General features: G+C 63.1%; 20 protein-coding genes and 3 pseudogenes. 11 read left to right on the forward strand and 12 right to left on the reverse strand.

The genetic code is table 11. The features are described 5' to 3' along the window. Window positions 1–7: 7 nt before the first annotated feature. The 5 genes from AC1RRW_RS16310 to AC1RRW_RS16330 are packed head-to-tail and all read left to right on the forward strand — an operon-like array spanning window position 8 to window position 4,372. Window positions 8–793, forward strand: a complete 786-nt coding sequence (locus AC1RRW_RS16310) for an ABC transporter permease (RefSeq protein ID WP_492901899.1) — start codon at window positions 8–10, stop codon at window positions 791–793. Between the two features lie 25 nt (window positions 794–818). Beyond that, window positions 819–1,631, forward strand: a complete 813-nt coding sequence (locus AC1RRW_RS16315) for an ABC transporter ATP-binding protein (protein ID WP_492901900.1) — start codon at window positions 819–821, stop codon at window positions 1,629–1,631. A 1-nt stretch (window position 1,632) separates the two neighbouring features. Next, window positions 1,633–2,460 (forward strand): ABC transporter permease, encoded by an 828-nt coding sequence (locus AC1RRW_RS16320; RefSeq protein WP_492901902.1) that lies wholly within the window; start codon window positions 1,633–1,635, stop codon window positions 2,458–2,460. Between the two features lie 42 nt (window positions 2,461–2,502). Next, entirely contained in the window at window positions 2,503–3,597 is a 1,095-nt protein-coding gene (locus tag AC1RRW_RS16325; RefSeq protein WP_492901904.1) for a Gfo/Idh/MocA family protein, read from the forward strand. Between the two features lies 1 nt (window position 3,598). After that, window positions 3,599–4,372, forward strand: a complete 774-nt coding sequence (locus AC1RRW_RS16330) for an SDR family NAD(P)-dependent oxidoreductase (RefSeq protein ID WP_492901906.1) — start codon at window positions 3,599–3,601, stop codon at window positions 4,370–4,372. A 172-nt stretch (window positions 4,373–4,544) separates the two neighbouring features. Here AC1RRW_RS16330 and AC1RRW_RS16335 read toward each other — a convergent pair whose 3' ends face one another. The 5 genes and pseudogenes from AC1RRW_RS16335 to AC1RRW_RS16355 form a co-directional block, all read right to left on the reverse strand. Next, window positions 4,545–5,756, reverse strand: coding sequence for an MFS transporter (locus AC1RRW_RS16335; protein ID WP_492901908.1), 1,212 nt, complete (start codon window positions 5,754–5,756; stop codon window positions 4,545–4,547). A gap of 190 nt (window positions 5,757–5,946) precedes the next feature. Next, complete coding sequence (locus AC1RRW_RS16340) at window positions 5,947–6,789, reverse strand: SDR family NAD(P)-dependent oxidoreductase (protein ID WP_492901909.1); 843 nt, start codon at window positions 6,787–6,789, stop codon at window positions 5,947–5,949. 47 nt (window positions 6,790–6,836) lie between these two features. Then, a pseudogene (locus tag AC1RRW_RS16345) lies at window positions 6,837–8,337 on the reverse strand (tripartite tricarboxylate transporter permease). 11 nt (window positions 8,338–8,348) lie between these two features. Then, window positions 8,349–8,801 (reverse strand): tripartite tricarboxylate transporter TctB family protein, encoded by a 453-nt coding sequence (locus AC1RRW_RS16350; protein WP_492901911.1) that lies wholly within the window; start codon window positions 8,799–8,801, stop codon window positions 8,349–8,351. 95 nt (window positions 8,802–8,896) lie between these two features. Beyond that, a complete protein-coding gene (locus AC1RRW_RS16355; protein ID WP_492901912.1) occupies window positions 8,897–9,868 on the reverse strand; it encodes a Bug family tripartite tricarboxylate transporter substrate binding protein in 972 nt (323 codons plus the stop codon). Window positions 9,869–10,178: 310 nt separating this feature from the next. Between AC1RRW_RS16355 and AC1RRW_RS16360 the strand changes: the two genes are divergently transcribed. After that, a complete protein-coding gene (locus tag AC1RRW_RS16360; protein WP_492901914.1) occupies window positions 10,179–11,087 on the forward strand; it encodes a LysR substrate-binding domain-containing protein in 909 nt (302 codons plus the stop codon). A gap of 133 nt (window positions 11,088–11,220) precedes the next feature. On the opposite strand, the gene AC1RRW_RS16365 is transcribed toward AC1RRW_RS16360, so the two are convergent. After that, window positions 11,221–11,607: an alpha-hydroxy-acid oxidizing protein gene (locus AC1RRW_RS16365; RefSeq protein WP_492902005.1), complete on the reverse strand. Its 387-nt coding sequence runs from the start codon at window positions 11,605–11,607 to the stop codon at window positions 11,221–11,223. Here AC1RRW_RS16365 and AC1RRW_RS16370 point away from each other — a divergent pair. Then, the gene (locus tag AC1RRW_RS16370; protein WP_492902010.1) at window positions 11,509–11,718 is read left to right on the forward strand and encodes a hypothetical protein; all 210 of its coding nucleotides are present in this window, start codon (window positions 11,509–11,511) and stop codon (window positions 11,716–11,718) included. The genes AC1RRW_RS16365 and AC1RRW_RS16370 overlap by 99 nt on opposite strands. A gap of 3 nt (window positions 11,719–11,721) precedes the next feature. On the opposite strand, the pseudogene AC1RRW_RS16375 reads toward AC1RRW_RS16370, so the two are convergent. From AC1RRW_RS16375 to AC1RRW_RS16385, 3 genes and pseudogenes are all read right to left on the reverse strand, one after another. Beyond that, a pseudogene (locus tag AC1RRW_RS16375) lies at window positions 11,722–11,982 on the reverse strand (IS481 family transposase); the annotation flags it as partial. Window positions 11,983–12,123: 141 nt separating this feature from the next. Further along, a complete protein-coding gene (locus AC1RRW_RS16380; RefSeq protein WP_492901916.1) occupies window positions 12,124–13,320 on the reverse strand; it encodes a M24 family metallopeptidase in 1,197 nt (398 codons plus the stop codon). Between the two features lie 87 nt (window positions 13,321–13,407). Continuing rightward, on the reverse strand, window positions 13,408–14,499 hold the full coding sequence (locus AC1RRW_RS16385) for an ABC transporter substrate-binding protein (protein ID WP_492901918.1): 1,092 nt from the start codon (window positions 14,497–14,499) through the stop codon (window positions 13,408–13,410). 249 nt (window positions 14,500–14,748) lie between these two features. Between AC1RRW_RS16385 and AC1RRW_RS16390 the strand changes: the two genes are divergently transcribed. The 3 genes from AC1RRW_RS16390 to AC1RRW_RS16400 are packed head-to-tail and all read left to right on the forward strand — an operon-like array spanning window position 14,749 to window position 17,593. Next, entirely contained in the window at window positions 14,749–15,903 is a 1,155-nt protein-coding gene (locus AC1RRW_RS16390) for an ABC transporter ATP-binding protein (protein WP_492901920.1), read from the forward strand. A 5-nt stretch (window positions 15,904–15,908) separates the two neighbouring features. Continuing rightward, entirely contained in the window at window positions 15,909–16,790 is an 882-nt protein-coding gene (locus tag AC1RRW_RS16395; RefSeq protein WP_492901922.1) for an ABC transporter permease, read from the forward strand. Continuing rightward, entirely contained in the window at window positions 16,787–17,593 is an 807-nt protein-coding gene (locus AC1RRW_RS16400; RefSeq protein WP_492901923.1) for an ABC transporter permease, read from the forward strand. The genes AC1RRW_RS16395 and AC1RRW_RS16400 overlap by 4 nt, the downstream gene beginning before the upstream one ends. Window positions 17,594–17,671: 78 nt before the next feature. On the opposite strand, the gene AC1RRW_RS16405 is transcribed toward AC1RRW_RS16400, so the two are convergent. Together AC1RRW_RS16405 and AC1RRW_RS16410 are read right to left on the reverse strand one after the other, a co-directional pair. Beyond that, window positions 17,672–18,130: a transposase gene (locus AC1RRW_RS16405; RefSeq protein ID WP_492901925.1), complete on the reverse strand. Its 459-nt coding sequence runs from the start codon at window positions 18,128–18,130 to the stop codon at window positions 17,672–17,674. After that, on the reverse strand, window positions 18,084–18,560 hold the full coding sequence (locus tag AC1RRW_RS16410; RefSeq protein ID WP_492901926.1) for a transposase: 477 nt from the start codon (window positions 18,558–18,560) through the stop codon (window positions 18,084–18,086). Before AC1RRW_RS16410 ends, AC1RRW_RS16405 begins: the two co-directional genes overlap by 47 nt. Between AC1RRW_RS16410 and AC1RRW_RS16415 the strand changes: the two are divergent. After that, a pseudogene (locus AC1RRW_RS16415) lies at window positions 18,489–18,743 on the forward strand (hypothetical protein); the annotation flags it as partial. The gene AC1RRW_RS16410 and the pseudogene AC1RRW_RS16415 sit on opposite strands and share 72 nt — an antisense overlap. Here AC1RRW_RS16415 and AC1RRW_RS16420 read toward each other — a convergent pair. Further along, window positions 18,719–20,203 (reverse strand): mannitol dehydrogenase family protein, encoded by a 1,485-nt coding sequence (locus tag AC1RRW_RS16420; RefSeq protein WP_492901928.1) that lies wholly within the window; start codon window positions 20,201–20,203, stop codon window positions 18,719–18,721. The pseudogene AC1RRW_RS16415 and the gene AC1RRW_RS16420 overlap by 25 nt on opposite strands.

A 20,203-nucleotide genomic window follows, 5' to 3' on the forward strand; every position in this document is an offset into this window, starting at 1 on the left:
ACGCGCCGTGACTGCCAATCAAGCCGCGCGCGGCCTCTCCGGAGAGCGCCAGCCCATCCTGGTCTGGCAGCTCGCCTTTGGCGTCGCTGCGCTCGCGCTATGGGAGCTTGCCGGGCGGGTCTTCGGCTCGACCTGGACCAGCCTGCCGAGCCTGATCTTCGAACGCCTGCTGCTCTGGGGCAGCACCGACCTGTTCCGTCACATTTACACGACCCTGGCCGAGGTCTTTGTCGGGCTCGCGCTCGGCACGGCTGCCGGCGTCGTGGCGGGGCTGGCGCTCGGGCGCACGCAGACGCTGGCGCTGATCCTGCGGCCGATCATCGTGACGCTCTACAGCGTGCCGCTCGTCACGATGGCGCCGCTGCTCATCCTCTGGTTCGGGTTGGAGATGGAATCGAAGATCGTGCTGGTCACGATCGTCGTCTTCTTCCTGATATTCTTCAATACCTTCGCGGGCGTGCAATCGATCGATCCGCTGCTCGTCACAACGCTCGACCTGATGGGCGCGAACACGTTCGAGCAATACCAGAAGGTGATCGCTCCGGCGGCGATGGCCTGGATATTCTCGGGCATCAAGATCGCTCTGCCCTATGCGCTCTCGGCCGCGACCACGGGCGAGCTGCTCGGCGGCAGCTACGGGCTCGGCACGCTGCTGGCGCGGGCCGGCTCGCAATTCGACATGACCGGCCTCTACACCGCGCTGATGGTGCTGCTCGCGATCGGAATCCTGCTCAGCGAAGGCCTCGCCTTCGTCGAAAATCACCTGCTGAGGTGGCGCCATGTGGCGGAGTAAATCGCAAGACACAGAGGAGCACGCGGTGTCAGGACCCGTTTCCGCCGCGCAGCCGGAGAAGATCGCCTTCTCCGGCGTCGGCAAGACCTTCTATGTCCGCGGCAAGGAGGTGCGTGCGCTCCAGCCCGTCGACCTCTCGGTTAGGACGCGCGAGTTCGTCGCGCTGGTCGGCCCCTCCGGCTGCGGCAAGTCGACCTTGCTCAACCTCGTCGCCGGCCTGCTGCAGCCGAGCGAAGGCAGCGTCACCTATGACGGCAAGCCCGTGCAGGGCCTCAACTTCCGCGTCGGCTACATGACCCAGAAGGACACGCTGCTGCCCTGGCGCAGCGCGGCCGACAATATCGGCGTCTCGCTGGAGCTGCGCTGCCGCCCGGTCTCGAAGGCGGAACGGGCCGAGCGCATCGCCGCAATGGTCGATCTCGTCGGCCTGCGCGGCTTCGAGAACCACTTCCCCGGCGAGCTTTCGGGCGGCATGCGCAAGCGTGTCGCGCTGGCGCGCACGCTGATCTACGAGCCCGAGACCTTGCTGATGGACGAGCCCTTCGGCGCGCTCGACGCCCAGCTCAAGCTGGTCATGCAGGACCAGCTCCAGCGCATCACGCAGGAGCGCAAGATGACGGTGCTCTTCGTCACCCACGATCTCGGCGAGGCGATCGCGATCGGCGACCGCGTCGTCGTCTTCAGCGGCCGACCGGGGCGCATCCGCGCCGTGAGCGACGTGACGCTGCCGCGGCCGCGCGACGTCTTCAAGATGCGCTTCTCCGGGGAGTTCAGCCGGCTCCACGAGGGACTCTGGGATGAGCTCAAGGACGAAGTCGTCAAGGGCACGGATATTTGAGATGGCGGCGCGCTCGGCAACATCGATGACTGCCGGCCGCTCCGGCGACGGTCGACCGCAAGGCAGCCTCGCCGCGCTGGCGACGAGCCTGTCCGGGCTCATCCTCATCCGCCTCCTGATCCTCGCCGGCTTCCTGCTGTTCTGGGAATATGCGTCGGGCACGCTGATCTCGAAATTCTGGGTCTCCGCGCCATCCGCGATCTTTGCCATGTTGGTGACCTGGTTCTCCGACGGCTCGATCTGGCCTCATCTCGAGGCGACGCTCGTCGCGATGGGGAGCGGCTATGTGATCGGCGTGGCGCTCGGCGTCGGCTGCGGGCTGCTGCTCGGTTTCCTGCCGCTCGTCCAACGCATCGTGATGCCCTATGTCTCGGGCCTCTACGCGCTGCCGAAGATCGCGCTCGCGCCGCTGTTCGTGATCATCCTCGGCATCGATATCCCCTCGAAGATCGCGCTGGTCGCGATCACGACGATGTTCCTGCTGCTCTACAGCACGCTCGACGGCATTCGCGACGTCGATCGCGATCTCGTTCAGACGCTGCGCCTGATGGGCGCGACGCGCAGCGAGATCATTCGCAAGGTCCTGATCCCGGCGACCCTGCCCTGGATCTTCACCGGCATGCGTGTCGCGGTGCGCTATGCCTTCACCGCCGCTGTGCTCGGCGAGCTGATCGCCGCCAACCAGGGCATCGGCTACCTGATCGAGGCCAATGCCGGGCTCTACGACGCCACCGGCGTCTTCGCCGGCGTCTTCATCATCGTCGTGCTCAGCGTCGCCATGGCCGAGCTGCTGACCCGGGCGGAAGGCAGGCGCGCGCCGCCGGCTTGACCCGAGGCGCCGCCCGCAGCTCCAAAACAAGGTTTGTTCATGATGACGGCTGTTCGAATTGCGATCCTCGGCGCCTCCGGCGCCATCGGCGTGCGCCATGTCGGCTTCCTGCAGAAGAACCCGGCGACGGAAGCCTGCGCGCTGGTCGACACGGCGCCGCAGGTCGAGGAGCTGGCGCGCCGGAACGGCATCCCGTTCTTTTCCGACTACCGCGCCATGCTCGACCAGGTCCGGCCCGATGGCGTGATCATCGCGACGCCCAACCGGCTGCACGTGTCGATGGCGCTGGACTGCATCGCGCGCGGCATCCCGGCGCTGGTCGAGAAGCCGATCGCCGACGAGATAGGCCCAGCGCTCGAACTCGCCGCCGCCGCCGAGGCGAGCGGCGTGCCCATCCTCGTCGGCCATCACCGCCGTCATTCGCCGATCGTGCGGAAGGCGGTTGAGGTGATCAAGGCCGGCGAGCTCGGTCAGGTCGTCTCGGCGGTCGCCATGCATCTCAGGCGCAAGTCGGACGCCTATTTCAAGGCGCAGTGGCGCCGCGAGGAGGGCGGGGGGCCTCTGCTGATCAACGGCATCCACGAGCTCGACACGCTGCGCGTGCTCTGCGGTGAGATCGAGGAACTCCAGGCGACGACCTCGAACGCCGCGCGCGGCTTCGCGGTCGAAGACACAGCCGCCGTCACGATGCGCTTCAGCAACGGCGCACTCGGCACGCTGACCCTGTCGGACGCGACTCAGGCCGCCTGGGCCTGGGAACTCTCCTCGGGCGAGGACGTGCGCTATGCGCAGGAACTGACCAACGCCTTCCTGATCTGCGGCGCCAAAGGTTCACTCGCACTGCCGACGCTGGACATGTGCTGGAACGAGCGCGGCGGCGGCGAGGCCGACCCGCTGCTGCGCAAGCGCCTGCCCATCGTCCCGGCCGACCCTTGGTATGTCGAGGTCGACCATTTCGCCAAGGTGATCCGCGGCGAGGAGGAGCCGTTGGTCACGCCGGCCGACGGCGTGCGCACGCTCGCCGCCATCGAGGCCGTCAAGGAATCGGCGAAGACGCGGGCTTGGGTGAATATCGATGAGCTGATCGACCGGCACCGCGCACAACCTCCACAGCGTCTCACCGGCACCGGGAACTGACATGTCCGAGACCAGCGCAGACAGGCGCATCGCCCTCGTCACCGGCGCGGCCCGCGGCATCGGCCGCGCCATCGCCGAGCGCCTCGCCCGCGACGGCATCACGCTCGTCCTTGGCGATGTCGAGCAGGCGCTGCTCGATCAGACGGTGGGCCAGTTCAATGCGGCCGGCAGCGAGGCGTACGGCCTCGTCCTCGACGTGTCGAGCGAGGACTCCGTCGCCGCCGCGATGGCCGAGATCGAGCCGCGCTTTGGCCGGCTCGACATCCTCGTCAACAATGCCGGCATCATGCCGCGCGTCGAGGGGCGCAATCCCTGCGTCGAGGAGACGCCGCTCGCGATCTGGCAGGCGACGCTGGCTGTCAATCTCACCGGCACCTTTCTGGTCTGCCGCGCCGCGATCCCGTTGCTGCGCAAGAGCAGATCGGGCCGGATCGTCAATATCGCCTCGCGAGCGGCGCGGATGAGCACGTCGGGCAACAGCCATTACTCGGCCTCCAAGGCAGGCATCGTCGGCTTCTCGCGCGTGCTCGCCAAGGAACTCGGGCCGGAGAAGATCACGGTCAACTGCATTGCGCCCTCGGCGGTCGAGAACGCCATGCACCAGGGCCTCGCCAGTGCGGAAGCGCATATCGAGCGACTGACGCAGGAGACGCCGCTGCGCCGGCTGGCGACCGGAGAGGACATCGCCAACGGCGTCGCCTTCCTGGCCTCGGATCAGGCGAGCTTCATCACCGGTTCGATCCTCGACGTGAACGGCGGCAGCTACATGGCGTGACGGTCTCGGCCTTGTCGAACCAGGATCTGAGCCCTCGCCCTGAGGACGGTCGAAGGCCCGTCTCGAAGGATGCTCCAGATGTTTCCGGAGTTTCCTGAAATATCCTTCAAGAAGGCCGCCGCCCGCCCTCCTCAGCATGAGGGCTCCGGGCTTCCAGTCAGCCACCAAATCCTCAGCGCTCCAGCCCGCGCAGGCTCCAGAGCGCGAACAGTGTGGTCAGCGCGACCAGGCCGAAGGCGATGTCGAACCGCGCCGTCAGCGCGAGCACGAGCGAGAAGCAGATCGGCCCGAAGACATAGCCCGCGAAAATCAGGAGCGTCGCGCCGGCCGTCGCCTCGGCGACGAGCCCGGCCGCAGCGCGCCGCGAAATCTCCGCGACCTGCAAGCCGTTCCAACTCGACACTGTCACGCCGGAGATGCCGGCGACGACGATCAGTGCCCAGAGCGGCCAGTCCGGCGCCGTGACCACGAGCGCGAGCGAGGTCAGCGCCGAGGCGATTGTGTTGGCGCGCAGCACCGTGATCGAACTGGCCCGGTCGGCAAGCGCGCCGAGAAAGATGCGCCCGAAGATACCGGTGAACTGCGTCACGGCGAAGATCGCCCCCGCCATTTCGAGCGAATAGTCCATCCTGATCACGAGGAACGAGACGAGGAAGGCGACCCAGCAGCCATGGCCGATGCTGAGCCAGACGCCGGCGAAGCTCAGCTTCAACAAGCTCGGCGCGCGGGCCAGCGCGCGCAGCGGCGTGCTGATATTGCCGAGAGCGAGGAAGGCGCGCAATCCGACCGCCTGCCGGACATCGCGCCTGGCATCGACCTGCCCGCGCAGCAGCTGTGTAGCCAGCACGACGATCAGCGCCGGCACGAGCACGGCGGCAAGCACCGCCGGCCAGCCGCCCCGCACGAGCGCGATCGGGAGGATCATGCCCGCCAGCACTCCACCGATCGGTACGCCGGCTTGCTTGATCGAGAAGACGAGGTTGCGCCGCGCCGCCGGCGTATAGCGGTGCAGAATATCGGTGCCCGCGGGAGTCGATGGGCCGTAGCCGAAGCCGATGAAGAAGCTCGACAGAACGGCGATCGCCGCCGTCGGCCAGGACAGCAGGACGGCGCCGACCGCCGAGATGGCGAGGCCGATCTGCGAAGCACGCACCGGCCCGAAGCGGCGCGTCAGGGGGCTGCCGATCAGCAGGAAGGTGATCGAGCCGATCGTCCCGATGCTTGCGAGGAAGCCGGCCGTGGCCTCACCCCAGCCGAGATCGTCAGCCAATGCGGGCGCCAATGTCGGGATAACACGCAGGATGTAGGCCGCGGCCATTTGCAGGCCGAGCGTCACCAGCAGTGGCGTGATCCAGACCCAGCGCGTCTCTGCTTTCGCATGCATCCTGATCTCAGCCGCTCCAGCCGCGCGGGTATTGGGTCACATCGCCCCGGGGGAAACATCTCACTATATAAAAACCCCAACGCGTCATCATGAAACCCCAACGCGTCATCCCGGAGCGGCGCGGCTTCGCCGCTTGTCCGGAATGAGGCGGGTGTCGTTCCGCGAAACGTTTCATGGCGCCCGCCCGGGGTCAGCCATTCGCGGCCTTGGCGATCTTGGCCTGCTGCAGCGGCGGCCGTGCGCCCGTCGCGAATTCCTCGGTCAGCTTGGCCCTAACGCGCATCAGCCCCGCCGCGAGCAGCCCGCCATCGACGGGAATCTCCGCGCCGGTGATGAAGCTCGACTCGTCCGAGCAGAGGAACAACACCACCTGCGCACATTCGTCCGGCCGACCGTGGCGGCCCATCGGCGTCACCATCCAGTTCGCCTCCCAATGGCCGGGGCGCGCGTCGCGCTGGAAGGTCGTGTCCCAGATCTGGCCGGGATGGATCGAGTTCACCCGGATATTCCAGTCGACGAGATCCATCGCCGCGCTCTTGGTCAGGCCACGCAGGCCCCATTTGCTGGCGGCATAGGCTACGTCGTAATGCGCGGTCATGCCGGCGGTCGAGGAGACGTTGATGATCGAGCCGCCGCCGGAATCCCGCATGAGCGGCGCCATCGCCTGGATGCCGAGCAGCGGGCCGGTGAGGTTGACCTCCATCACCCGGCGCCAGCTCTCGCCGTCGATGGCGAGCAGGCCCTTGCGGCTGATCGTGCCGGCATTGTTGACGAGCGCATCGAGACGGCCGAACTCGGCGCGCACGATCTCGGCCGCCCTGTCCCAGTCCTCGCGCCTGCTGACTTCGAGACGAATATAGCGCGCCTCGCCGCCGCCCTGCCTGATCTGCTCCGCCAGCCGCTCGCCCGCCTCGTCGGCGATGTCACAGATCACGATGGCCGCTCGCTCCTCCGAGAACAGCCGCGCCTCGACGGCACCCTGCCCGGCACTGCCGCCGGTGATGAGGATCGTCTTGCCTTTCAATCGAGCCATGTCTGCTTCCTGCCCATGCATTGGCGGCGCACCGAGGCGGCCGCGCCTCAGTCTTCCTGGAAGGCTTCCTGCCGGATGCCGCGAATGGCGGGGACGGCGACGATGATCGCCAGGATCAGCGCCACGGCCAGCAGTACGATCGAGATGGCGCTGCCGACGAAGACGCCGTAATCGCCGGCCGAGATCAGCAGCGCGCGGCGGAAATTCTCTTCCATCATCGGCCCGAGCACGAAGCCGAGTAGCAGCGGTGCGGGCTCGCAATCGAGCTTCAGCAGCACGTAGCCGACGAGGCCGAAGAAGACCATGACATAGATGTCGAATACGCTGGAGGAGACCGAGAACACGCCGATCGAGCAGAAGATCAGGATCGAGCCGAAGAGATACTTGTACGGTACCTTAAGGAACATCACCCAGATGCTGATCAGCGGCAGGTTGAGGATGACCAGGATCACGTTGCCGACCCACATCGAGGTGATCAGCCCCCAGAACAGGCTCGGCTCCTTCGTGATGATAAGCGGGCTCGGCTGGATGTTGTGCAGGATCATCGCGCCCATCATCAGCGCCATCACCGCATTGGACGGGATGCCGAGCGTCAGCAGCGGGATGAAGGAGGTCTGCGCTGCGGCGTTGTTGGCCGATTCCGGTCCGGCCAGCCCCTCGACCGCTCCCTTGCCCATTTCGGGCGCATAGCGCGAGACCTTCTTCTCGCAAGTGTAGGAAGCGAAGGAGGCGAGCGCAGCTCCTCCGCCCGGCAGCATGCCGAGCAGCGAGCCGATACCGGTGCCGCGCAACATCGGCGCGATCATGCGCTTCAGCTCGACCTTGGACGGCCAGAGCGAGCGGAACGGCACGAGGATGCGCTCCGGTAGCTTGCCACGCTCCAGGTTGCTGATGATCTCCGGCAGGCCGAACAGCCCGACCGCGACCGCGACGACGCTGAACCCTTCCGTCAATTCCGGGAAGGAGGAGGCGAAGCGCGAGGTGCCGGTGTTGATGTCGGTGCCGACGAGCCCGAGCAGGAGCCCGAGGACCACCATCGCGACCGCCTTCAGCAGCGCTCCCGAGGAGATCACGATCGCACCGACGAGGCCGACCGTCATTAGCGCGAAATTCTCGGCCGGGCCGAATTGGAAAGCGAAGTTCGACATCGGCCGCGCGAAGGCGGCGATGGCGAGAGTCGCCACCGTGCCGGCGAAGAACGAGCCGAGCGCCGAGATGGCGAGCGCGGCGCCGGCCCGGCCGCGCTTGGCCATCTGGTGGCCGTCGATGGTCGTGACGACCGACGAGGTCTCGCCCGGCAGGTTGACCAGGATCGCCGAGATTGAGCCGCCATACTGCGCGCCGTAATAGATGCCGGCGAGCATGATGAGGCCCGAGGCTGGCGCCATGCCGTAGGATCGGAAGCAACATCGCGATGGTCGCGAGCGCGCCGACACCGGGCAGCACGCCGACCAGCGTGCCGACGACGCAGCCGATCAGCGCATAGAGCAGGTTCGCCGCCGATAGCGAGACGGAAAAGCCGAGCAGCAGGTTGTTGATCAGGTCCATCTTGGCCTGACTCAGAACGATGGCCAGAGCGGCATCTGCAGCCCGAGCGCCCAGACGAAGATCACGACGCAGAGCACGCTGAGCACCACGCCCGCGCAGAAGGCCTGGAGCAGCGAATAGTCTGGCGCGGCACGGCTGGAGAGCAGGACCGCGCTGATGGTGGCGGGGACCAGCCCGATATCGTCGTAGAGCACGCCGAAAAGGCAGATCGAGCCGAGCACGAGCAGCCCGGCCTTGAGCTCGACACGATCGAGTTGACGCAGCGCCCGTTTTGCCGCCACCGAGCGGCCGGCGATCACCGCACCGACAATGGCCAGCAGGCCGCCGAGCATGAAGGGGAAATAGCCCGGCCCCATCTTCGAGGCCGTGCCGAGGTGATAGCCGGTCGCCGTGAGCGCGAAGCCCGCGCCTATGACGAGGCATGCGCCACCCAGGGCGAAATCCTTGTGATCTCTAATCTGCATGAGTCGAAGCCCGCGCGGTCATCTTGCGGAATGGCCGATCCCGGCGGGCTCCGCCGCCGGGCGATGGCCTTGTCGAAGCTGCGTGAGCGCGGCCGCTATTGCTTCTCGAGGCCGAGCGCGCCGACGATCTTGCCGTATTTCTCGCGCTCCTTGACGACGAAGGCTCCGAACTCGTCCGGCGTCATCGGCTGCGGCGCGAAGCCGCCCTTGGCGAGCTGCACCTTGGCCACATCCGTCGCGAGCGCCTTGCGGACGTCCTCGGAGACCTGCTTGACGATGGCGTCCGACGTGGCGGCCGGAGCCCAGAGCCCGAACCAGGTCAGATTCTCGGCGCCCGGCGCGCCGGCCTCGGCGACGGTCGGCACATCGGGCAGCAACGGCGAGCGCTGGGCGCCCGTCACCGCGAGCGCCCGCAGGCCGCCCTGCTGGACCTGGGCGATCGAGGTCGGGATCGTGACGTAGTTGATCGGCACGCGCCCGGCGACGACGTCGAGCAGTCCTTCGGCGCCGCCCTTGTAGGGCACATGTGTCATCTTCATTCCGGTGACGTTCTGCAGCAGCTCGCCGCCGATATGGTCCTGCGTGCCGACGGCGGTCGAGGCCCAGCTGAACTTGCCCGGCGTCGCCTTTACCAGCGTGACGAGCTCCGTCAGCGTCTTGGCAGGAACTCCGGGGTGGACCGCAACGACATAGGCAGCCGAGGCGGAGAGCGTGATCGGCCGCAGGTCCTTGGCCGGATCGAAGCCGAGATTTTTGTAGAGATACTCGTTGACGGTCATGACGCCGCCATAGCCGGCGAAGAGCGTGTAGCCGTCCGGCTTGGAGCGGGCGACGAACTGGGCGCCGATATTGCCGCCGCCACCGGGCTTGTTCTCGACAATAGCGGTCTGGCCCCAGAGCGCGCTCAGTCGCTCGGCGACGATCCGAGCGACGAGGTCCGTGCCGCCGCCGGGCGGGTTGGGCACAATCAGCCGGACAGTGCGGGTCGGATACTGCTCGGCCTGTGCGGCCAACGGCGTACCGGCCGCGACCGCGGCGAGCAACAGCATGGCTTGACGACGATTCACCTCGGATCTCCTTCCCTCGTTGTTCTTGTCATGGCCGGCGGACCGGCCGAGCGATAATAGCGCGCTCCCCTGGCTGAGGTGTGTGTGGGGGTTTGCGAAGTATATTTATCTTTTAATCGGAATGATAAGGTTGTCAGCCGCCGGTTTCATTGAATTCGAATGTTATCTGAACTTGAAATCGACGCTGTTAGCTGCCAACCCTTGAATAAGATCAGATCGCATATTGATAAATCCGTGGAGCATGGACGAATTGCAGTCAATCGATTATTTGTGCCCGGTTGTGAATTGATCTCACATCAGGCCCAGCGCAATGACTGACAGACTCCCGTCCCTCAACGCACTGCGCGCCTTCGAGGCGACGGCCCGGCATCGCAGCTTCACCCACGCCGCTGCCGAGCTCGGCGTGACCCATGGTGCGGTCAGCCGCCAGGTCGCGGCATTGGAGCAGAGGGTTCAGCTCAAGCTCTTCGTACGCGCCCAGCGTGGCATCGAGCTGACGGCGGTTGGTGAGAGATATTTCCGCACCTTGAGAGATGCCTTCGACATCATCCTGAAGGGCACACTCGATCTGGCGCCGCGATCGAGCAAGGACGAGTTGCGCCTGTCGGTGCCACCGACCTTCGCGATGCGCTGGCTCGTGCCGCGGCTGGTCCGGCTCCGGGCGCGGAACCATGGCGTCAATGTCCGTGTCGTGACCTCGCACGCACCCTGTAATTTCGTCGATCGCGATATCGACGCCTATATCCAATCCGAGGCGTGCGAGCTCGTGCGCGTCGACTATCCAGCGCAGATTCGCGTCTCCCGTCTGTTCGGGGAAGTGCTGATGCCGGTCTGCAGTCCGGCCCTGTTATCGCGCCAGCGCATCCGCTATCCGCGCGACTTGGAGGAACCTGCGCTGTTGTCCTCGCTGCACCGGCCGAGCGATTGGCCGACCTGGCTTGCCGCCGCGGGGGTCTCGGATCTCGACAACGACAATGGCATTGCCTTCGAGAATTCAGCGCTGTCCTATCAAGCAGCGATCGATCAGGCCGGTGTCGCCGTCGCGCAATTTGCCTTCATCGAAGGCGACATCCTAAACGGCCGGCTGGTCGAGCCGTTCAACATTCGGGCGAATTCGCCTTGGTCGCATTTCCTGGTCTATCCGGTGGACCGGCCGAAGCCGCGTGCGGTCGAGCTGTTCGAGCGCTGGATCCTGGAAGAGGCAGCCCGATATCAGTGAAGTGACACATGCCGACCGAAGCATCGCTCAACCGCGCAACGAGACCCGGCATAAAGGTGAAACCCGAGCTTAGCCCACGTGCTCGATCAGAGAAGCGGACACCCAAAGCGCAGCCATCTCAGGTCGGGAGCGATTAAGCATTGCGTGGCCCAAAAGGGATGTCGGGGCCGATCTCCTCGATAATGCGGCAAGTCGTGTAAGCCATCGTTTTGGCGGCCTGGTTGCGCAAAATCTCAAGCGCCTTTCGCCCGCCGCAATTCCGGCAACCGAAGCGCCATAGAGCGGCGCGTCCGCCCAGTGCCAGCGCCTTGACCATATCGGAGCCGTGCCGAAACGTACGCCCTATCAGTCTGTTGAAGAAGGTACTCGTTCGGGCGTGTTGGCATGATTGCTTGGCTCTGATGGATTCGGAGCGCGATGCATGCGGGGCGAGGCAGGCCAGCCTCGACCTCTCCTCCAGCCTCGCCTGGTCTTCTTCACAGGGGCCGGCTTCGACGAGACGGACGAGATCACCGGCGATGGCTCCGCCGAACCGCGCGACGACGGCGCGATCGGGATCTCCTTCGCCTGTCACAATGGCGACGAGCTCGTCCTCAAGGCCAAACCAGAACCTTCTTCAACAGCCTGTTAGCTAGAGACAGTCATCCAGCGGCAGCGGCGCGTGCCGCCGGAAGGCGACGATCACCGCCTCTTCCTCGATCGACAGCACCGTCGACCTCGGCTCCTTCGGGCCGGCCGGCACATCGGCGACCGAGACCCGCTTCCTCCACTTCGCGACCGTCTCCGGGTTGATGCCGTAGCGCGTCGCGAGGTGTCTCGGGCTCGCCTGACCATGCCGTATCGCCCGACGGACCGCCGCTGTCGTCGGGGCGCTCCCGTGGTGAACCTGGCCCATAGCGCATCCTTCCACTCGCGCAAAAAGACTGCGCCCTCAAAACCCGGGATCATACAGCTTAAATGAGTGACTATGTCAGCTGACCAGCCGCTTTCTTAATCTCACCTGCGGTCAACTCTCTTTGCCTCGGGACTTTCCCTCTTATTTCAGGATGGGGCCGGCATGTTCGTCCGTTGCAATGAGCTCGCGGCCGTTCTCCGTGACCAGAACAGTCGAAGAATGCGCAATGGAAAATCGCTCCGGATCGAGCAAATTAGTCACCATGTGAAATATCATGCCGGGTTTCATCTCAGCGCGATTGCCCGCCATGAATTCTAGGCCGCCTCGCTGAACCCAGTTAGGCGAGAATGCAAACCCAACAGTGTAACCGACACGACCAGCAAGGAGATTCCCTATGCCGTGCTTCTCGAGAGTCGTCTTCTGGATCGAGTACGGCGCCTCTGCAGCTACGCCTGGGCCGACTTGATTCACGCCTGCAGCGTGGGCCTCGGCGATGCCGCCAGCAATCTTTCGCTGTTCCGCCGTGGGCTCGATTATAACTGATCGGTAGATGGGGGAATGATACCGATTGAATGCGCCAGAGAATTCCAGCGTTGTCGGCGCGCCGGCTTCGATAGGCTCATGTCGCCACGAGGAGTGGAGCCGAGCGGTGTGGTCGCCCGTCTGGACGATCGGCCACGTGGTCGGCCACTCGCTGCCATGCTCGATCAGGTCCTTGACAATATTCGCGGCGACGTAGCTATCAAGCGCACCCACGCGAATGCGCTGAACTGCGCGCTTTAAGCTGGCTATCGTCATTTTTGCAGCGTGACGGTGATTCTCGATTTCCCACGCCGACTTGATTAATCTCATGTCTTGGATTGCGTCGCCGACATCCATGACATCCGCGCCAAGTACTGCTCTGAAGCTCTCAAACTGGCGCCAGGAAATGAAGAGCCCATTTTCCTCGATGCCGATCAGCGTGCCAAGCAGGGACTGATCCCGAGCGATACCAGCTGCGATTTCGAGGCCCGATGCAAGCTGGTCATCATAGTAGGGAACAAATTCCGATATTGGGCTGGCGTCGCAAATGCGAAGATAGTTGGCCTTATCCATCCATCTCGTGACCAAGGTCATTTTTCCCTGGCGAGTGAAAATGATGCTCTGACTAGCAGTCAAGGCTCTGGTATAGTATCCACTAAAGTAATATATGCTCTCAGGCGTCGTGAAAATGCAGACGCTAAGATTCATTTGTTCCATCAATTGGAGAAGAGACTGGCACCTATCGAGCAGCTCGGTACGCGGAATTTCGCCGAATTTAACAGTCGTCTCAACAGATTCGGTCGGGGCAAAATTCATGATATTCTCTCTTGATGATCTTCAATCAAGCAACAGGCTTCCGTCGTAGAGAGAGAAGCCTGTTGTGTTTCCTCATTTATGCGGGAATCATTTATTTGCGGACCAGGCGTTCCAAGCCGTTGTCACGGCAGGCAGATTTTCTCCCCACCATTTGGAATCTTGCATAAAGCCCTTGTCTGACCATTTTGGATTGGTCGGCAGCTTGAGGGCGCTCTGTTCCGGAATAAAGCTGAAGGCCTTAGTATTGGTTGGGCCATAGGGAATTAACGTGGCGAACCGCGCCTGGGTTTCTGGCGACATCGCGTAATCAATGAATGCGTACGCGCTGTCGAGATTCTTTGCTCCCTTTAGGATCGAGTAGCCCATCGGCGCCTTCATATGTTGATTCCACTCGATCGCGAAATCGCCGCCGGAATCGATCAAGCCCTGGATTCGGCCATTGGAAACCGCAGTCAGATCCACTTCGCCGGTCGAAAGCAAATTCTCTGAAATTGCATCCGTGCCATAGAACGATTGCACTTGGGCACGTATCTTTGAGAGGGACGCCAGCGCACGGGGCACGTCCATGGGATAAATGGCAGACATAGGCACGCCATCGGCGAGGAGAGCGAATTCCAGGTCAGGCGTGTTAAGTCCGAGACCAGAGATCGCTCGCGCTGCTGGAAAGTTCTTCGTGTCCCAGAATTCCTGCCAACTTGACGGGGCAGGCTTTTTTGAAAAAATAGACTTCCTGTACCCAAGTACGCGTGCGTACACCATTCGCCGAACTATTTCAGTCCTTGCCGAATCCTTGCCAATATCGGCTATCGTAAATTTCTTGAATCTAGAGTAATCAACACTATCTAATGCTTTGTTAGAAACAAGAGTTTCCAGCAGTCCCTCGCCGGTATCGACAACATCGACAAGTGGCTGGCCTTGCTTCACCGAGGCGATGAGGGGAGCCATCGCGGAGGGAGTTTTTTCGACTGCGATCCCAGTCTCTTTCGAGAAAGGGGCGAAAACCGCGTTTTCCATCGCATCACCGAAAACGCCGCCAGTTGTAGTGCGAATGACAAGCTTTCTTTCGCTCGCGGTCGCTCGCCCCCCGATTGCGAAGGTGGAGATCGCTGCGGCAGCGCTCGATAGTACCGCTCGACGATTCACATTGAGGCCGAGTCGGCAATGGTCATCGAATGACATGTCAATCCTCATGGTTAGCGTTGCTGCGATTGTTCGCGCCGATGCTTTTGCGGCATTTCTGTATATCGAAGATCGTATACGAAGATATGCAGGTCGAAGCTTTGTTGTCAATCGCGCGAATTCGCCTGCTCGACCTCAGGATTCACGGCCGCGGGAAAGCGCTTGACACAAAACAATATTAAAGAATGTATACGATCTCCGATATACCATAAACGACGCGCACGGGTGTGTCGGCAGGGAGAGGTGGTAATGCGGAGCAATAAGTCGCTGTCAGGCCAGTTTTCGGCCCCATCGGCGTCGGTTCGGATAGAGGACGTTTGGAAAACGCTCGGAGGAACTCGTGTCCTATGCGGCGTCAATCTCTTTGTAAATGCCGGAGAATTTGTAACTCTGCTGGGCCCTTCGGGATCAGGAAAGACGTCCACACTTATGGCTGTGGCGGGCTTCATCGTGCCTGATCGCGGTAGAATAGTCGTGGGCGAGCGCGATGTGACACGTATCGGCCCCGGTCGAGATCGGGACATGGGAATCGTGTTTCAAAACTATGCGCTTTTCCCTCATATGAGCGTGGAGAAGAACATCGCTTACCCCCTCGCCGTACGCGGGTTGTCTCGGGGCGAGATTGCGGAAAAGGTCGCCCGCGCCCTCGCGCTGGTTCAACTCGACGGACTGGCTGATAGGAAGCCGGCGCGGTTGTCGGGTGGTCAACAGCAGAGGGTGGCGCTTGCGCGTGCGTTGGTTTTCGAGCCTTCCGTGCTGCTGATGGACGAGCCGATGGGTGCGCTTGACGTGCGGCTCAAGCAGGAATTGCAGTGGGAGATCCGTGAACTGCAGCGCAAGCTCGGCGCCACGGTCATATATGTGACGCACGATCAGGACGAGGCGATGGTGCTTTCCGACCGGATCGCATTAATGAAGGATGGTCGCCTGGAGCAATTCGGCACTCCTCAGGAGCTTTACCGTACCCCGACCTCGCTCTTCGCCGCCCGTTTCCTGGGCGAGTCGAATCTCATCTTCGGCCTCTATGAGGCCGGTCGGCAAGCAGCACTCCTGATTGAAGGCACGGGCGTACGAATTGGCCTCGAGTCGGAGCGGCTTGGCTTCAGGCAAAACGAGCCTTGCGCAGCGCTGCTAAGGCCCGAAGCGCTGTCTGTTCTGCCGACGGCAAAGAAGAGGGCATCTTCCGCGGCAGCCGCGGCGGGGGACATGATCAGCATGGCCGGCACGATCATCGAAGCGGTCTTCGTCGGACAGGCCGTCAGGTATCAGGTCGATGTCCCGCAGTTGGGTCAGCATTTGACCGTCCAACAGCCGGTTCGAGCAAAGGTCGAGCAGCTTTCGTCTGGCGATTGCGCATCGGTCCAATGGTGCCCGGCGGACATGCACCTGCTTCCTAAGGGGTGAACAAGATGGCTAGCCTTTCTTCCGCTTCGCCGGTCAATCGAAGTGGCTGGCTCGCTCGCGTGGACCGAGAGCATCTGGGTCTTTGGTTGGTGCTGGGCTTTCTAGGCCTCTTCTTTCTCTATCCGATCGCCAGGATCTTGGTGCTCAGTCTGAATGAAGGCGGACGTTTGTCCGTTGGACAGTTTTCGCGCCTTCTCAGCGAGCCCACTACCACACAAGTGCTTCTGCAGACCATTCAGACATCGGTGGCAGTCTCTCTCATCTGCCTCGTGATCGGCTATCCAGCCGCTGCGCGCCTGGCGGGTTTGAGCGGATGGAAGGCGACGCTTGCGAACCTGATGATCCTCTTTCCCTTCTTGACCAGCAGCCTGGTTCGCACCTTCGTCTTCATCGTCCTGTTGGGCAGGCGGGGGGTCGTCAATCAGGCTCTGGAGTTCCTGGGTATTCCTGGCGGGCCTTTCAAGCTCCTATTCAACCAGATCGGTGTGCTGATTGGCATGACTTATGTGCTGCTACCTTACATGTTGCTGTCGCTCGTCGGCAGCATGAAGAGGATCGATCCCGCGCTGCTGCGGGCGGCACGAAGCCTAGGCGCCAGTTCTTTAACTGTATTCTGGACTATTTATCTACCATTGAGCCTACCAGGCCTTGCTGCTGGTTTCGTCATCACCACTATTCTCGGGTTCGGATATTTCGTCACCCCGGCTCTAATGGGTGGGCCGGGCGATATGATGATCGCCCAGCTCGTCGAACAGCAGATTTCAGTTACATACAATCTAAGCGGAGCGGCGGCGCTGGCTGTCCTCATGATCGTCGTGGTCGCAGGTTCTTACGCGGCTGCGAGCCGCTGGCTCGGCCTGTCGCGTTTGATGAGGCCTGACTCATGATCGAGAGCGAAGGTCGCGGCTTCCGCGCGATGCAGAATGGTTACCTGATCCTGGTCTTGGGTCTCTTGGTGCTCCCCCTGTTGGCATTGGTGCCGATGTCGTTTAGCCCCACGGCAACCGTTGTCGCCTGGCCGAGTTCCTGGTCGCCGCGTTGGTTCCAGTCGGTCGCAACGTCACCAGAATGGCAGCGTGCCCTCGGGTGGAGCCTGCTGACAGCCACGTTCGCGAGCGTGATTGCAACGACAACGGGCTACATGGGAGCGGCGGCGATTGTGCGGGCAGGCGCTCGGGGCAGTGCGGCGTTACAACTTCTGATCCTGTCGCCGATGATGGTGCCTCAGGTGGTCGTCGCCCTGTCGACCTATGTCCTAGCCACCTCGCTGGGTTTGCATGGACATTGGATCATGCTCGCCATCGGGCAATCCCTACTTGGCCTGCCTGTCGCTGCGATGATCATCGCAGCGAGCCTGCGGGGCATTCACGAGAGCGTAATCCGCGCGGGTATCAGTCTCGGTGGATCACGATCACAGGTCTTCTGGCGCATCGTGTTCCCGATGGCCCTGCATGGCATCCTCTCTGCTGCTGCGCTGAGTTTCCTCATTGCCTTCGACGAGCTGCTCATCGCGGTCTTCCTGGCGACGCCAAATCTCCAGACACTTCCAGTCAAGATCTACGAATCGGTTCATTACGAACTGAATCCAGCCATTGCCGTCATTAGCGTCATCCTGACTGCCATTCTCTGTGTGGGATTCATCGTCAATCAACTTGTCAAATGGACGACAGCCCAGGTCCAGAATTCCTAGCAGGCTGTTGAAGAAGGTTCTCGTTCGGGCGTTGTTGGCATGATTGCTTGGCTCTGATGGATTCGGAGCGGCCTGGGATCATTCGGTGTTCTCGAAGAGACCACGCCATCGCATCCGGCGCGGGCCATGGCGGCGTTTCCATGTCCCGAAGATCTTCTCGATCCTGGCGCGGACGCGGTGGATCGGCTGGTTCCAGGCCAGGGGGCGGGCCTGGACTTCGGCCTGGTCGCGTCCCCACATGCCGGTTGCCACGCCGCACGGTGTTCCGCCCCTGGCACGGACCGCGTCACCAGAATGCGGACCGCGACAGGCCCTGTCGGCGAACACCTCTCCGGGATCGTCCGGCAGAGCATCCGGGCCGGCACGTCCATCGTTGACGTTGGCCGGGGTGACCGGGATCTTCTCGACCGAGGCGCTGGTGGCATCCGCGCCGACATGGGGCTTGAAGCCATGGACCGCCGGCTTGCCCTTGTGCTTCACCCATCGGCCATCATCGTCCTTCTCGCTCGACGAGGCGATGACCGTGGCGTCGACCATCGTGCACGGTCTTGACCGTGACCGCCCTGGCCTTGAGCTGGGCCGTCACGGCCTCGAACAAGCTCCGGTCGAGGCTGTGCTCGACCAGCTTGCCGCGATAGCGCACGAAGGCGGCGCGCTCCGGCGTCGCCTCAGAGCGTGACAGCCCGCGGAAGCGGCGGAACGAGCCGCGGTCGTCGAGCGCCTCGGCCAGCTTCACGTCGGACAGATCATGCCAGACCGACAGCAACAGCGCCTTGAACATCGCCAATGGAGGCCAGGCCGGCTCGCCTTTTGCCGCCGGATAGAGAGGGCCGAGCAGCTCCGCGACAGGATGCCAGTCGATCAGGCCGTCGAGCTCGTCCAGCGACGACTTCGGGCCGACGTGATCATCGATATCCTGGCTCGGTGGCACGAGCAGGCAGCGGCGATCACGATCATGACGCCCCATGCGTTGCGCCTGCGCCGTGAGCCCATCGACGATTGTGCCCGCTACGACAGCCTCAGGAGAGCCGTGGGTGCACTTCCTTGCTCCACTTACGGAAGCAAACTTGCCAAACCGAGAGACACTCTTTTGTGGGCGAGCTTAAAGCCTACAGCCCTTGGTTCTCATCTGGAGTGCGATGCAAGGTAGCAAGCGATGCTCGTACGGGTGCCAGATTGCCAGATTCTCCGCAATGCTAGGATGAATGCATCAACAAATCGCCCATTTTTCGTTAGATCGCTGTAAATCTGGGGCATTTGCAGCCAAGCCTCCGGCGTTAACCTGGCCCGGTGAGCTTGCGCCTTCAGTTGCGACCAGTTGGGGTCGTTCGGCGCAATGGGCTGCCCGCTTTCGGTTTCACCGTAGCAGTAGCGGCACCAGAGCGCGCTCACCAGCGCGAGCCCCTCGATCGGCGTACCGGCCCGCAAGGCATCGCGCAGCGTCGGTAGGATGAATTTCGGCTGCCGGTTTGAGCCGTCCAGGCAGAGCCGGCGGATGGTGTCGCCGACCTTCGGATTGGCGAAGCGGCGCTCGACCGTGCGCTTGTAGCCGGTGAGATCGGTATCGGGCACCGGTGTCACGACAGGGATGACCTCGTCATCGAGCAGGGTCGAGAGGAAGCGGGCTAGCAGGGCATCCTGCATCGCTTCATGGACGAAATGGATGTCGAGCAGGCCGGCGGGATAGGCGATCGCCGCATGCCCGCCATTGAGGATGCGGATTTTCATCAGTTCGAAGGGCGCGACATCGGCGACGAACTGCACGCCGACCTCTTCCAGCCGTGGGCGGCCAGCCGGGAAATGATCCTCCAGCACCCATTGCCGGAAATCCTCGCAAAGGACCGGACGGCGGTCCGCGATGCCGAAATCATCGCGCAACGCCTGGCGTTCACGCTCCGAGGTGGCCGGCGTGATACGGTCGACCATGCCGTTCGGAAAGGCAACGCTTTCGCGAATCCAGCGTGCGTTGCCGCGATCGATTAGATCGACGAGCCCGGCGATGGCATCCGCCGTGACATGGCCGTTGCCCGGCAGGTTGTCGCAGGACATCACCGTGAAGGGCGGCAGGCCGACCGCGCGTCGTCTGAGGAGTCCGGCTGCGATCAGGCCGAAGGCAGTCTTCGGGGCGGCGAGGCGGTCAGCCGCATCGGTGACGATATCGGGATGGTCGGGATCGAAGACCTGCGTCGCCGGGTCGATATAATAGCCGCCCTCAGTGACGGTCAGCGAGACGATCCGCGTGCGGGGATCGACGAGGCGCTCGATGATCGCGGCGCTTCCGCCGGGGACCACGAAATCGATCATCGCGCCGGTGACGCGCGCCTGCGATCTCTCGGCCTCCTGCGTCACGACCGTGGTCAGGAAATCCTGCGCGGCGAGGTCGCGGCCCATCTCAACGTCGCTTTCGCGCACGCCGGTGCCGATGATCGCCCAGTCATGGTCGAGCCCGCGTTCGAACAATTCGTCGAGATAGGCGGCCTGATGGGCGCGGTGGAAATTGCCGACGCCGATATGGACGATGCTTGGGCTCAGCTCTTCCCGCCGGTAGCCGGGAACCCCGACCGGCGGCCCGAACTGTCCGAGAGTCGCAAGCGACAGGCGCACCGCCAT

This window comes from Allobosea sp. GW821-FHT12C12 (assembly GCF_058807355.1).